This window comes from Paracnuella aquatica (genome assembly GCF_003332885.2).
Classification (GTDB): domain Bacteria; phylum Bacteroidota; class Bacteroidia; order Chitinophagales; family Chitinophagaceae; genus Flavisolibacter; species Flavisolibacter aquaticus.
In genome coordinates this window covers 15,755-30,475 of the sequence record NZ_QOWJ01000008.1, presented here as the reverse complement: position 1 = coordinate 30,475, position 14,721 = coordinate 15,755, and the positions used below count along the sequence as shown (strand labels likewise).

Annotated in this window: 11 protein-coding genes; 9 read left to right on the top strand and 2 right to left on the bottom strand. The window is 45.9% G+C overall.

Features of this window, described 5'->3' with window-relative positions; genetic code table 11:
* Positions 1–156 precede the first annotated feature (156 nt).
* Positions 157–996: a carbohydrate-binding family 9-like protein gene (locus DRJ53_RS12520; protein WP_114235988.1), complete on the top strand. Its 840-nt coding sequence runs from the start codon at positions 157–159 to the stop codon at positions 994–996.
* Positions 997–1,796: 800 nt separating this feature from the next.
* Here the strand turns inward: DRJ53_RS12520 and DRJ53_RS12510 are convergent.
* The gene (locus DRJ53_RS12510; RefSeq protein WP_123893543.1) at positions 1,797–2,657 is read right to left on the bottom strand and encodes a hypothetical protein; all 861 of its coding nucleotides are present in this window, start codon (positions 2,655–2,657) and stop codon (positions 1,797–1,799) included.
* A gap of 164 nt (positions 2,658–2,821) precedes the next feature.
* On the opposite strand from DRJ53_RS12510, the gene DRJ53_RS12505 reads away from it, so the two are divergent.
* Both DRJ53_RS12505 and DRJ53_RS12500 read left to right on the top strand, forming a co-directional pair.
* Positions 2,822–3,436: a DUF6088 family protein gene (locus tag DRJ53_RS12505; RefSeq protein ID WP_114235985.1), complete on the top strand. Its 615-nt coding sequence runs from the start codon at positions 2,822–2,824 to the stop codon at positions 3,434–3,436.
* Positions 3,433–4,437, top strand: a complete 1,005-nt coding sequence (locus DRJ53_RS12500) for a nucleotidyl transferase AbiEii/AbiGii toxin family protein (protein ID WP_114235984.1) — start codon at positions 3,433–3,435, stop codon at positions 4,435–4,437. The genes DRJ53_RS12505 and DRJ53_RS12500 overlap by 4 nt, the downstream gene beginning before the upstream one ends.
* A gap of 559 nt (positions 4,438–4,996) precedes the next feature.
* Here DRJ53_RS12500 and DRJ53_RS12495 read toward each other — a convergent pair.
* Positions 4,997–5,896 carry a helix-turn-helix domain-containing protein gene (locus tag DRJ53_RS12495; RefSeq protein ID WP_114235983.1) on the bottom strand — a complete coding sequence of 300 codons (900 nt, stop codon included), beginning with the start codon at positions 5,894–5,896 and terminating at the stop codon, positions 4,997–4,999.
* Positions 5,897–6,091: 195 nt separating this feature from the next.
* Between DRJ53_RS12495 and DRJ53_RS12490 the strand changes: the two genes are divergently transcribed.
* The 6 genes from DRJ53_RS12490 to DRJ53_RS12460 all read left to right on the top strand — a co-directional run bounded on the left by DRJ53_RS12490 (position 6,092) and on the right by DRJ53_RS12460 (position 14,703).
* A complete protein-coding gene (locus tag DRJ53_RS12490; RefSeq protein WP_114235982.1) occupies positions 6,092–7,714 on the top strand; it encodes a carboxylesterase/lipase family protein in 1,623 nt (540 codons plus the stop codon).
* A gap of 53 nt (positions 7,715–7,767) precedes the next feature.
* The gene (locus tag DRJ53_RS12485) at positions 7,768–8,247 is read left to right on the top strand and encodes a cupin domain-containing protein (protein ID WP_206609776.1); all 480 of its coding nucleotides are present in this window, start codon (positions 7,768–7,770) and stop codon (positions 8,245–8,247) included.
* A gap of 383 nt (positions 8,248–8,630) precedes the next feature.
* Positions 8,631–9,785, top strand: a complete 1,155-nt coding sequence (locus DRJ53_RS12475; RefSeq protein WP_114235980.1) for an aldo/keto reductase — start codon at positions 8,631–8,633, stop codon at positions 9,783–9,785.
* Between the two features lie 38 nt (positions 9,786–9,823).
* A complete protein-coding gene (locus tag DRJ53_RS12470; RefSeq protein WP_114235979.1) occupies positions 9,824–11,788 on the top strand; it encodes a PQQ-dependent sugar dehydrogenase in 1,965 nt (654 codons plus the stop codon).
* Between the two features lie 37 nt (positions 11,789–11,825).
* Positions 11,826–12,308 (top strand): nuclear transport factor 2 family protein, encoded by a 483-nt coding sequence (locus DRJ53_RS12465; protein ID WP_114235978.1) that lies wholly within the window; start codon positions 11,826–11,828, stop codon positions 12,306–12,308.
* A 133-nt stretch (positions 12,309–12,441) separates the two neighbouring features.
* Complete coding sequence (locus DRJ53_RS12460) at positions 12,442–14,703, top strand: xanthine dehydrogenase family protein molybdopterin-binding subunit (protein ID WP_114235977.1); 2,262 nt, start codon at positions 12,442–12,444, stop codon at positions 14,701–14,703.
* The last annotated feature ends 18 nt before the right edge of the window (positions 14,704–14,721 follow it).

The window sequence follows — 14,721 nt, the reverse complement described above, 5'->3', positions numbered from 1 at the left end:
ACACCAAATTAGTCTTTATAAAAGCTGTTTTATAAAATCGTTTCGGTTCATCTGTAATGATAAAGTGGTTATTAGTGTTGAAAGTTTGTTTTCGTGTTTTGCCTGCAATGTTTTTGCCTGCATCAATTTGTTCTAAAGTCAAATCCGTTTTTATTTATGAGTAAAATACAATATGGTTGTCAGCAAAGCGGGATTGCCCATTATACAGCACATCAAATTGCTGAACCACTGAGTGTTGATGGCAACCTGGCAAAGTCCGTTTGGCAACGAGCCGAACGGTCGCCGCGCTTCGTTGATATGGTTACTGGTGCGCCAGGTTTTTACAATACCCAAGCGTCGATACTTTGGGACCAGGAGCATTTGTATATCGGTGTGTGGGTGGAAGAACCTTTTTTGTGTGCAACGCAAACTGAGCGGGATTCGATTGTTTTTCTTGACAACGACGTGGAGGTTTTTATTGACGGAGGCGATTGCTACTACGAACTTGAAATAAATGTCCTCAACACTATTTACGAGGTGTTCTTCATCTGGCGTGATGCCTATCAGAGGGGCAGCAAATTCGATGTTTCGGAATTTGATGTATACGATGACCAGGCGCTTACGTTTGGTGGCGACTATGACCGTACCGGTCCTTCTTTTTGGAAAGGCCGTCACCCGAGGGGGCTCCGTTGGGCGTTTTTAAATTGGGACATGCCCGGTTTGAAGACTGCGGTAAGAGCCAAAGGCAAAATTAATGACGACTCGATTGTCGATGAAGGTTGGGAAGTAGAAATCGCCATTCCGTGGCGGAGTTTGCACTGGCTGGCAAGCGGTCGTTCGCTGCCGCCGAAGGAAGGTGATACCTGGCGGATTTTTGTAGGTCGGTTTCAAAAGCTAATTGCTTCAGGACAGGAAATTCAGCCACATCCAGCATGGGTTTGGAGCAAGCATGAAGTATATGACACCCACGTGCCTGAATGTTTTCCATTCATTCATTTCACTGAAGCGTTTTTGTAGGTGCTGTTGGGATGGGAATGTGCAGGCATCGCAGATGAATGAGCAGTTCGCAGCTTTGTGCAAAAACCTTGTTTACCACAATGAAAACAGGGACTGACTTGAAGTGTTGATCGAGGAAAAGGTAGAAGAACAGTTTGTGCTTCGCGGCATTATGAAGGCGAAGTATGAGAGCTATGCAAGTAATAATATGGAGGAGGTGGCACAAATTGAAAGGGAGCCTTAAAAATGCTTTTCATGTTTCGAGCCTGAAAGCAGCTTTAGAAAAGAATCTTCGTATTGTGGGATACATCAATAAAATGTTGAATCCTGCAATTAGAATAAAATACGGAAACTACATATTCGGTGTTTTCTGAAGGGGTAAAGTATAGCAGGGAAATGATCGAGTTCGAATCCAAGAAGTCAACCAACCATTTGGCACAATCGCTGGCGGGAAACAGACTTTAGGACAAAAAGAAACAGGTGATCTTGAAGAAGATCACCTGTTATCCGATTCTGTGCCCAGGACTAGCACCAGTTCGAACTTTTTAGTGACCGATTTAGCGGAAACAATTAGGTTTCAGTAAAGGGTTGCTATTAGTATATGGGTTGTATTGAGTTAAAGTATAATGCCTGTTTGGAAATCCATTTTGCTTAGAATATTCCTGAGCAAGGGCGCAGTCGCTTGAGTTTTAAGTATTGGGTGCTAGTAGTGTTGAAGTGTAAACTGGGGTGTTTTACTTCTTTGACCGTTGCTTTTGAGTTGGGCGAATGGAAACCCTCTGTTATTTTACTACTCTTTCAGTCCACTTTTCGTTGAAAATTTACACCAAATTATCTAGTGCATTTGGATAAAATAGGTTCCAATCTCCCGAGTATACTGGATCTTTTATCGCGTAGTCTATATAGAATGTGAAGGGGCGGCGCCTACGGGAAAGTTTCTTAAGCTCCTGACCCGTATATCCTGCCCTTGAAAGGTAAAAGCCTAGCGATTGATGATAAGGGTATGTAAAGTCCATTTTATCTAACATTTTCACTAGAGTTCTTACACATATGTAGGGTAAAACCTTGTTATAAGCTTGAAGAATCTTTTTTGCACCTCCACAGTAGGCCGGTCGAACGGTTATGTCCAGTAAGGTCCTCTCTAGGCCTGTTACTGCGTAAGGACCTTTCTTTTCAACTCCCATTTTGCCCCGATCCAAACTTGTGAGGAGGATAAACTGGTAGTTCTCCCATTGGTATGCCGCTCCCGATTTTCGTTGTTCCTTTCCAAATGCTGTATCAATTGCTTGCTGGTTTAGTTCATATCCGTTTGAGATGTTGGATGACGCCTCTGTAGAGACATAGTAAGTTATTGTTTCCTCATCTACCAGTCCATGGATGTATGCTGCTGTTTGATGGGAGAAATAGCCGCCTTTTTTAAGCTGTTGCCCCACTTCAAGAGGGGAGGGGTTATGCAGCGCATAGCGCTGTATTGCTCCTTTAGCACCAGAAAGTTCAATGCTATTAATTTTTCTCAGTTTTACGTAGTGTTGAAGATAGTCGTCAGGTTCAGCATCTAGAGGGTTGTTAATAGCTTTAGCAAAATCCCTGATAATTGAGCAAAGTTCTGGGCATGTGTACACTTTAGGTGAGAGGGAGGCAAGGTAATGTGGGAGTGTAGCAGTGAGTGGAGATTTTCGCATCCTATTGGGCGGCACCATCGGGTATACCCGATGGTGCCGCCCAAGTTACAGTTTTTTTCTGACATAAAAACAAGCCCCATTTTCTGAGGTTATTGGAGCAGGTTTAAGTAAATTATTTTGTCACATTTTTCGCTGATATTTGTGACAATTAATTATTCTTATACTTGTTGGAATCAACTCATAACCAAATTGTTGCAGAAATAAAAGGATCCAGGCGAGGTAAATTAGTTTTTCCAGGTGATTTCCAATCTGCAGGTAGCGAAACTGCTATTCGAAAAACACTTTCCCGGCTTGCACAAGAAGGGGTGTTGATACGGTTGGCGCATGGCATTTACCTCTATCCGAAAGTAGATCGGGAACTTGGAATTCTTTATCCCTCTGCAGAAGAAATCGCTCAAGCCGTTGCAAAAAGGGAGCGGGTGCGAATTATGCCGGCTGGAGCATATGCACTTCACCGACTGGGGCTTACCACTCAGGTGCCAACCCGAATTGTTTATCTGACCGATGGGGAGGCTAAAAACCTGAAAGTGGGTAAATTCAGAATTGTTTTTAAACCGGCAGTTCCCAAGAAGCTTTCCGCTAAAGGAAAGCTAAGTGGGCTGGTTATTCAGGCACTCCAAGAACTTAAAAAAGAAAAAGTTACTTCACAGGTGTTAAGGCGCTTGCAGGAGGTATTGAGTGGGGAAGATCCGGAAGTAATTCGCTCTGATGCGCAACTAGCCCCTGCTTGGATTGCCAAGATTTTATTGTCTTCAATTGATGCAAAGAAGAAACCATGATACAGTGGCTGAATCTGAAAACAGAACGACGTATCCAAATCCTTACCCAAGCGGCAGCCAGGACCGGCATCCGCCCACATGCCCTTGAAAAAGATTGGTGGGTGACCTTGACCTTGAAGGCGGTGTTTGATACCGAGTGGGCTCCGCATCTTGTATTTAAGGGTGGTACTTCCTTAAGTAAATCCTGGGGATTGATTGAACGCTTTTCGGAAGACATTGATCTGGCTGTGGATAAGGAGTTTTTAGGTTTTGAGGGAGCACCCAATAAATCTAAAATCGAACGTCTGCGCCGAAGTGCCAGCTACTTTATCAGTTCTGAATTCAAGGAAGGACTGATACAAAGCTTACTTGCCTTAGGGTTGAAAGAAGATCAGTTTAAGGTACTGGCCAAATATGCTGAAGATTCTATTCGTGATCCACAGGTGCTGGAGCTCCAATATGATTCCGTGTTGGAACCCGATCCTAATCCTTACTTAAAAGAGCAGGTGCTAATAGAAGTAGGTGCTCGCTCACTACGGGAACCATCAAGTCCACGCAGCGTTAACTCCATTATCAGTGATGCATTCCCTGGAGCATCCTTCGCAACTACCTCTTTTGATGTGCAAAGTGTGGAACCGCAGCGCACTTTTTTGGAAAAGGCCTTTCTCTTACATGAATTGTTTCAAAGAGCAGAGGGGGAAGGGACTCATGACCGCATGTCAAGGCACATGTATGATTTAGAGCGGTTAATGGATACGGATCATGCGGCAAAAGCACTTGCAGACAAGGATCTGTATCAGTCCATTATTATACACCGACAGCAATTTAATAAGGTAACAGGAATCAATTACGAGTTGCATCAACATTCCACAATTGACTTTGTTCCAGGGGAAGCAAGCATGAGGCATTGGGAAAATGATTATAGGGCAATGCAGGAGGTAATGATTTATGGCGAAAGTCTCTCATTCGCCCACCTTATTGACCGACTAAAAGAATTGATCGGCCGGTTTCGCAATGCATAAGAAATTAAGAGACTTGGTTATGCATAGATCAGAGTTCTATTAAAAGGTCGCCCCACTTTTACTTTCGAATACCTGTCCCAGTTCAGTTTGAAGCAGAATAAGCAAAAAGTTGCTGAAAGCCGGATTCGGAGGGAGTTTAGATACTGCTATGGAGTGTGTAAATAGCAGTTCAGGATAATATTATCATGAAATGATAAAGGCTTTGAAACAATAATGCCGGAGTAATATTACTCCGGCATTATATCGTGCCCAGGACTAGCTGCAGTTCGAACTTCTTGGTGCGGGATTTAGTGGAAGTAGTTGGGTTTTAATGAGTGGTTACTATTAGTCTCCATGTTATATTAAGTCAGGTTTACAATATTTTTAAAGTCCACTTTGCATAGTATATTCCTAAGCTTAAACGGGGTCGATTTGTCGAAAGTTTAGGCCTATAAATTGCTGGGGTATTAACAAGGGTGTATTACTATTCTTTTCATTGATTTCAAGGGCAGGGAACGAAGACATCCTCTTAATTTCCTAATTCTTTAGTCCACTTTTTGCTGAAGGTTTACACTTGTTATCAATTCATTGAACTGCGGTATTCATTTGGCGATTGCCCAACACGTTGTTTAAACAAGCGTGTGAAGTGTTGGGAATATTTAAAACCCAGTTCGTATGCCACCTGGCCCACGGACTTACTGTGATCCAAAATTCTTTCTTTTGCTACCTCAATCACTTTTGATTGAATATAATCCTGCGCAGCCCGGCCGGATTCTTTCTTTACAAGGTCACCAAAGTAATTGGGTGATAGGTTCAACTCACTGGCGCAATATGCTACAGAAGGGAGCCCAACTGTTTGCGGTTTCTCCGACTCGAAATACTCGTTCAGTAAATGCTCGAATTTTTCCAGCAGGCCTTTATGCACATAATCCCGGGTAATGAACTGCCGATCATAAAACCGGACGCAATAATTCAAGAACAATTCAATGTTGGAAACAATCAGCCTTTTGCTGTGCTGGTCTATGGCGTGTTCCAATTCATACTCAATTTTGGAAAAGCAGTCCAATATGATTTCTCGTTCCCGTTTTGACAGGTGTAGCGCTTCAAAGGATTGGTAGCCAAAAAAGGTATAATCTTGAATATGACGGCCAAGAGAAGTGCCATGTATTAAGTCAGGATGAAAGACCAATGCATACCCCTTCGGCTGATAGATTTCCCCATTGCTGTTCATCCCTGCCACTTGTCCCGGTGCAAGAAAAACCAGCGTGCCTTCCTGGTAATCATAAGTATGGCGGCCGTACACCAAATCGCCGCATTTGACATCTTTTAAAAAAACCGTATAAAAGCCAAAATACATGCGGGAGCCTTGCCTTGGGGCTGCTTTCGAAAGGTCAACCACACTCACCAAGGGGTGCAGGGTTTCGTTGTTATTGAAAACATTGTAATCATTTATGGTTTCAAATCGGCGGATGGTATCCATAACTCACAGGCTTTGTATTATTAAAATTATTGGATTCGGGTTAGCAATGAGTAGTGAGGCCTTTCAAATCAGTAATAATGGTAGGAAAAACCGTAATCTGTATACAACACACCAAGTCAAATAGGATGACCTTTAATAACTAAGCATGTAATCCATGCTTGTAACCATAACGGTTGTCCGGTAAATAATTTAAGAATGAAAAAATTAATGATTGGGGCTTTGCTGCTTTTCAGCTGCTTATTGCAGGCGCAAAATCAAATCTCTTCTGCAGCACCTGAAGTTCGCACCGCCTCTGGAATTGTTCGCGGTGTAACAAATGGAGGTGTATCCAGCTTTAAAGGTATCCCATACGCAGCAGCACCGGTTGGTGAATATCGCTGGCGGCCGCCCCAACCTGCAAAAGCCTGGCAGGGTGTGCGTGATGCAAATAAAGATTGTGCTGATTGTCCTCAGCGAGCTTGGCCTGGGTCAACAACAACCCAATCCGAAGATTGCCTTTTCCTAAATGTGTGGGCACCGGCTAATGCTACAACCGGCTCAAAATTGCCGGTAATGGTTTGGATCCATGGTGGTGGTTTCACAGGTGGTAGCGGCTCCGGCCCTGGCTCTGCAGGAGATGCATTTGCGAAACAGGGCGTCATCCTGACCACGATTAATTACAGACTGGGCCGGCTGGGTCATTTTGCACACCCAGCATTGAGTACAGAACATCCGGAAGAACCGAAAGGCAGCTATGCCTATATGGACCAGATTGCTGCGCTTAGGTGGATCAAAGAAAATATTGCTGCTTTTGGAGGCGATCCGGCTAACGTAACGATTTTTGGTTTTTCTGCAGGAGGAGTATCCGTTCATTCTCTTTTAACCATACCTGCCGCCAAAGGTCTTTTTCATAAGGCGATCAGTGAGTCTGGTGGCGGCCGGGATGGCGTTCTAACCGGCAGGCCGATAAGTAAAGAAAACGCTGATCCCTTATACCCCGTTTCAGCAGAAACCATCGGGATAGCTTTTGCCCGCAAACATAAGATTGAAGGCACAAATGCAGCCGCTTTGGCAAAGCTGCGTTCGCTGAATGTAGAACAAATTGTGGATGGTGGCCAGGAGGCCGATAGCGCTGGACAGCGCATCTACTCAGGTCCAATCCTCGATGGCAAATTAGTAATAGAAACAGCAGAAAGCGCATATAAAGCAGGCAGGCAAGCAAATGTTCCACTTATCATAGGAAATTCAAGCGCAGAAATTGGTGGAGCCTTTGTAAGTAATGCCAGTACAAAAGAAGCATTATTTGCAAATTTTGGCGATTTGGAAGCCGAGGCAAAAGCTGCTTTCGATCCTGAGGGCGATAAAGCATTCGCAGAGGTACTCACAAAGTTTAATACCGACTGGGTATGGGGTGAGCCAGCAAGGATGACCGCAAGGGCATTTGTTGCTAAACGTGCTCCAACATACATGTTTCAATTCGGCTACGTTCCTGCTGCCAACAGACAGCGGTCACCGTATGGTGCCGGACATGGATCTGAAGTATCTTTTGTATTCAACACACTCAATGCCCGGTGGGGTGCCTCCGCAGAGGCAACACCTGAAGAAAAGGAATTAGCAAAGATCATGAATACCTATTGGGCAAATTTTGCCAAAACAGGTAATCCCAATGGCAAGGGATTGCCTGTTTGGACTCTTTATGATAATCAAAAAGAAGAGATCCTCGATATTGAATTGGATGGAAAAGCAGTCGTAAAACCCGACCCTCGGAAAGCAAGATTTAATGTAATTGAAAAGGCTTTTAAGAAACGGGAGCGTCTGCAATTAAGAGGTGGGATTTAACAGCTAAAGTTGATAGATCCCCGACTAAAGTACAGGATAAAAGATAAGAGGTTATGGTCAAACAATTAAAAAAACAAAGAACTATGAAACGGCTTTTTTATGTAGGATTTGTATTATTCGCAGCTTGTACTGACATAATAGCACAAGATGTTACAATTTTCCCAAAGGGAGAAAAGGCGCCTAACGTTAATCATGTTGGAGTTGTGTGGAGAAGCCAATTGATTCCGAGTGACAGCGTGTTCAGTTTTGGTATTTCAGAGGTAGCCTACGAGCCAGGTGCTCGGTTAAACTGGCACCGCCACCCTGCTGGTCAAATTCTTCTTATCACGAATGGCACAGGCTATTACCAGGAAAAAGGAAAACCAAAACAAACGGTTCGCAAAGGTGATATAATAAAATGTCAACCAGGAGTTGAGCACTGGCACGGAGCGACGCCTCAAAGTGGCGTTACTTATATAGCAACCACGCCAGCTCACAAAGGATCAACAGTTTGGTTACATGCCGTTACAGACAAAGAGTATGGCTCAAAATAGATGTGATTGAGAAGGCGGTTTTAAAACAGTAAAATGTTGCCTATGATCCTCTATCTGTGATCCTTTGTGATTAATATAGAAATATTATAAAAGGTTAAAAAGCATTTCGACAATTTCAAAAACTTAAGAATGATCTCATGAATCTTAAATTCCAATTAGTCCTTACCGTTATAATATACTTGTATAATATACTTGATTTTGTATCCTCTGTTCAAAAAGTGGATTCAACAGTAACAAGGGAGAGAACCCTGATCCTGTTGGAAGAAATATTTGGGGCTTTGTCTGAAATTGAAGTGCAAGGTGCCTATTACTTTGAACAAAGAAAATAATTAATGCGTGACTAATTCAGGATTCAAAAATCATTACAAATAACCATACGTAAAATGGATAATTCTAAAGAAAAAACAACTCCAGGTTTTAACCGCCGTGACATATTTAAAACAGGGTTAGTGTTTGCAGGTGCGGCCTTGTTACCAAGTGCATGTAAAGTGACTGCAGGTGCTAATACAAACTCGGCAACTTCCACATTACCCACCCGTAATTTAGGCAAACTAAAGGTTTCCAGTATTGGTATGGGTGTACAGAATATGCATCGGAAACACAATACTATCGTGCCTTACCGTCCAGAAATGATTGAAATCCTACGTGCGGCATACAACCGCGGCATAACGTTTTTTGATTGTGCTGAGGCTTACGGTCCACACGAAAACGAGCGAATCCTCGGTGAAGCGATCCAGTCATTTAGGGACAAGGTAGTAATCACCTCCAAGTTTGGATGGAACATTGACCTTGATACTGGTAGACGCCTTCCTGGGCTCAATAGTAAACCCGATCATATTAAACTGGCGGTCGAGGGGATGTTGAAGCGGCTTCGCACTGACCGTATTGATTTGCTTTACCAGCACCGGGTTGACCCGGAAGTGCCAATCGAGGATGTCGCAGGTGCGATTAAGAATCTAATGGATCAGGGCAAGGTTCTGCATTGGGGACTTTCCGAACCAGGGCTTCAAACGATACGGCGAGCTCATGCCACACTGCCGTTGACTGCAATTCAAAACGAATACTCGATGGTTTGGCGAGGTCCCGAGAAGGATGTGATTCCGCTCTGTGAGGAGTTAGGAATTGGATTTGTTCCTTGGTGGCCACTTGGCTGCCAATTGCTAACCGGATGGATCGATGCAAATACGCGATTTGCTCCCGGAGACATCCGTGCAGGAGCGTCTCGATACTCTCCTGAAAACATTCCTCACAACTTGAAGCTGGTCGACTTGATAAAGACTTGGGCGGTACGAAAGGAAGCCGCTCCTGCACAGATTGCGATTGCATGGTTGATGGCGCAGAAGCCCTGGATTGTACCCATACCCGGAACAACAAGTATGGATCATATGCAGCAAAATAGTAGCTCTCACAAGGTGCAATTCACATCTTCTGAAATCGCTGAGCTGAATGCAGCCGTAAGGGCGATTGAAATTAAAGGTCTGCGTTTGCCTGAAGCAACTTTAGCCTTCTCGGGTGTTGAAGCACCACTGAAGAAATAATAGATAATGGAAAGATAAACCTGAAAAGTAGCAATATTATGAGTAAATATCTTAAATCGATTTTGTACGCAACAACGATGCTTGCTGCCACGGTCTCAACACCAGTTCACTCGCAGACACCGTCTCCGAAGGCAAGGCTGGCTGCCGGCAAGCAACTGTACGACCTGAATTGCGCAAATTGCCACGGCGCCCGCGCTCAGGGAGCAGTTAAGGCGGGCTTCGAGATTTCCATCATCACAGAGCGGGGCGGCAAGCAGCCGTCCGACCTAACTGATCGGGTCTGGGATCACGGTTCGACCGACGCCCAGATTTTCACCGTGATTAAGAAAGGTATTCCCGCAGCTATGATGCCGCCCTACGAGGGGCGCCTCTCGGACGCCGAAATCCGAAATGTGATTGCGTATGTCCGTTCCCTCACGTCGACTAAACGAGCGACTACAGTGCCAGCCGGGAAGACGACGTTACCTGTCTCGAAGACGACGTCACCTGTCTCAAAGAATACAGAACGAACGCTCGAGTTAGCTGATTACCTGGAGATGCCGATCACTGGTGACATGTCAGCTGATCGCGTTTCCGGAGTGCTGGCGCGCGGCAGCATCATGCTAGACGAACCTGGGGGTCGTCGAACCTTCATTAACGACCTGACCGGTCCGCTTTACATACTTGACAAGAAAACAAAACAACTTACGACATATCTAAACTTCGATGGGTCAGCCGATCGCCCCGGGGTGTTTCCAAAGTTCACGGCTGCGATGGGCTATGCGGCCGGTCTTATGAATTTCGTATTCGATCCAGAGTACACAAGGAACGGCGTCTTCTATACCCTCCACATGGAGCATCCCACCACGGGAGATAGCGCATTGCCGAAGACTGGTGCGGTACCCGGACTGAACCTGGCAGGCTATAAGACTACACCGGCACTTGCGAAGCAGAATGCTGCTCCCAATTCACGATTCGCACGCGAGTTGGTTATCGTGGAATGGACGGACAGTCAGATCGGAAACACGACGTTTGAGGGGACTGTACGTGAAGTATTCCGGTTGTGGGTACCGGGGCTCTTTCACCCTCTTAACGAAATCACGTTTAATCCGGCGGCCCGCCCGGGGGACCCGGACTGGCGAGTTATGTACCTAGGCATTGGTGACGCTGGTACGGGTGAGCGGCCAGGCCCCATGCGTATGCATGCACAAAGGCTTGATACATACCAAGGCAAGATCCTTCGCATCATCCCAATGCTAAGCGAGCATGTATCCACGAGTACTGTCAGTGAGAGTGGTAGCTACCGGATTCCGAATGACAACCCGTTCGTTTCGGTAGAAGGCGCACGTAAGGAAATCTGGGCCTATGGCATTCGCAATCCCCACCGTCTGAATTGGTATATTGACCCGGCGCGGCCTCGTGAGCCCATATTGCTTGCGTTTAACATCGGTTTGGTTAGTTGGGAGACCGTACTGATTATCAAGAAAGGTGCGAATTACGGCTATCCGCTTCGAGAGGGCAACCAGAGTATGTCATCAACCAACGGGATGGGACCGCTGCCCGCTCCGGACACAATTCCTGTGCTTGTATCAGACTCCGTGACGCGTGGAACTGTGAAGCCCGCATATGCTGTTGTTCAATATCCCCATGCACCCAACGGTGGCGATGCGATTGCCAATGGCTTTGTTTATCGGGGGAAACGCATTCCGGCATTGCGCGGCACCTTGGTGTTCGGTGACATCACTACCGGTCGCATCTGGTATAGCCGGATAGAGGACGTGCTGGCCGCCGATGACGGCAACCCGCTCACCGTGGCACCGATCTATGAACTACGCACACGGCTTCGCGAGATGTCGGAAGAGACTTATAAGAAACGCGGTGGCAAACAACCAAACCTGCCAGGTAGGTCAGCGGTCGCGGGTGCTGGTCGTATAGACCTGAGGCTGGCCGAGGATAGCGACGGAGAACTATACGTGCTTACCAAAGGTGACGGCATGATCCGCACATTTGTAACCGTTAAATAGCCCCACGTCAACAGTTTGAGGCATAATAATTATAAAAATGAATAGACTAATTATCGCGTTACTATTAATCATTTTGAGTGTGCAGTATTCATTTGCACAATCAAAATCAGATAGTACTACAAAGAGAACTTACACAAAGGCCGAGCAAGAACTAATTAATCTATCGAAGGAGAAATGGCAGTGGATGGCAGACAAGAATGTAGATAAGCTGGCTACCCTCTTCCACGACAAGTCAAAGTTTGTACACATGAGTGGAACCTGGAAAAAGGCTGAGGAACTGGAGATTATTAAAACTGGAAGTATCTGGTACAAGAAGGCAGATGTTCACGATGTGGTGGTAGAAATTGTTGGTGATGTTGCCGTCGTTTGGAGCCGCATTACACTAACCGCCGAAGTTCGGGGCAATGACGCAGTGACGCAGTTTACAGTTACGGAAGCCTATAAAAAACAAGGAAAGGATTGGAAGTTGTTAGCACTAACGTTTAGCAGTGTGCGGGATACTCATCAAATCAAACACTAGGCGCATTTAGCACAAGTGCAGCTTGTGAAAAATCGGCTAGGGGTTTTGGAATTTAAGGAACACTTTAATAAGTTGTAAATTCAGTTTGACCATAACCAAATCGACAGTCTTTTAAAATTATAAAACCCCGATAATGACGCAGCAAAAATCTTCCATCAACAGGAGGGCGTTCCTGAAATCTTCAACACTTGCCGGAGGCGGTTTGATGATCAGTTTTTCCTGGTTGTCTGCATTTAAGCCTGCCGATAAAGGAATACCTGCCGATTTGCCCGAACAGTGGGCGGAGTTAAGCAGCTATATAAAAATTACTCCGGAGGGCATCGTTAAGATATTGAACCCAAACCCGGAATTTGGCCAGAATGTAATGACCTCGCTGCCGATGATTGTAGCGGAGGAACTGGATGCAGACTGGACAAAAGTAGTAGTGGAAATGGGGCCGCATGATAATGTGAAACTGGGGCCGCAGTTTACCGGCGGCAGCAATTCGGTGCGCATGTATTGGAGGCCACTCCGCCAGGCCGGGGCGGCTGCACGCTCTATGCTGTTGCAAGCTGCGGCAGACACCTGGAAAGTACCCGTGGAAGAATTGACCGCCAAGGCCGGGGTAATTGTTCATCCCAAATCTATGAAGTCAGGTAAGTACGGAGAATTTGCAACAAAGGCAGCCAGCATTCCCATTCCCAAAGATGTAAAGCTAAAAGACGTAAAAACTTTTAATATTGTCCGCAACTCCATGAAGAATGTGGAGGGGCAAAAGATTGTAACGGGCAAGCCGTTGTTTGGATTGGATTATCGTGTGGACGGGATGTTGATTGCCATGATCGAACATCCGCCGGCTTTCGGAATGAAGCTTAAATCCTTTGATGCCTCGGAAGCTTTGAAAATGCCAGGCATTACCAATGTGTTCCAGCAAAAATTATACGAAGATGGTTTTGAACAGGGCGGTTTTGATACCCGCTCATTCAATGAATTACTGGTGGTGGTGGGCAAAACAACCTGGCAAGTAATGCAGGCCCGCAAAAAATTGAAACTGGAGTGGGAGCCTGCAGGAGAAACCAAAGATACAATGGGAGGCAGGGGCTCAAAAAGAGAGGTGGTTGTTCCAGGCGAATTGGAAAGTACCGACGTGCAGTTGAAAAAAATGCAGGAGTATGCTACCAAGCCAGCGCAACAACTACGCAAGGACGGGGACCCGGAAACAGCATTTAAGAATGCGGCGCAAATCATTGAACGCACCTATAATGCACCTTTCCTGGCGCACAACTGCATGGAACCAATGAATTTCTTTGCCCATGTAACTGATGAAAAAGCATTGGTAGCCGGACCGCTACAGGCACCGGGTTGGTCGGAACCTACACTTGCCAAACTATTAGGACTTCCTGCCGACAAGATTGAGATCCAGATGACGCGTATGGGCGGTGGCTTTGGCCGCAGGGCTTATGGACAATACCTCTACGAGGCAGCCCTTATATCCAAGAAATTAAAATCGCCGGTTAAGCTGGTGTACAGCCGCGAGGATGATATGACCTATGGCATTTACCGTCCCATGTACACCGCAACTTACCGGGCAGCTTTGGATGCCAATAAAAATTTAATCGCCTTTCATGTAAAAGGCGGTGGCATTCCCGAGCATGCCATTCACGCCAACAGGTTTCCGGCCGGCGCCGTGGACAATTATCTTGCGGAAGGATGGCAGATTCCGTCCAATATTACCATTGGCGCATTTCGGGCACCGCGATCCAACTTCAATGCAGCAGCGGAACAATCCTTTTTAGATGAACTGGCTGAAGCCATGGGCAAAGATCCCATTGATTTTAGGCTGGAACTACTGCAGCGGGCCAAAGAATCGCCGGTAGGCAAAAACAACGAATACGATGTGGACCGCTATGCTTCCGTGCTGAAACTGGTGAAAGAAAAATCGGGATGGGGCAAGGAAGAAAATAAAAAATACAGCCGCGGTGTTGCCGCTTATTTCTGCCATGCCTCCTATGCGGCCCATGTGGTAGATATAGTCATGAAGGAAGGGCAGCCTTATGTGGAGCGGGTCTTCAGCGCAGTGGATTGCGGCATTGTTGTTAACCCCGATGCGGCCACCAACATGGTGCAGGGAGCAGTGGTGGATGGCATTGGCAATGCTTTTTATGGAGGATTGACCCATAAGGATGGTGCTGTAGAACAAAATAATTTCCATAGCTACCGCATCATCCGCATGAATGAAGCGCCGAAAAAGATCGAAGTGCATTTTGTGGAAAACGATATTGACCCTACGGGCCTTGGCGAGCCGCCGTTCCCGCCAGTATTTGGTGCAGTGGCCAATGCGTTGTATAAAGCTGCCGGCAAGCGGGTATACCAGCAGCCCTATAATTCGCAACTCAATACGCCACGGGCATTTTAATCAACCAAACCATCATCA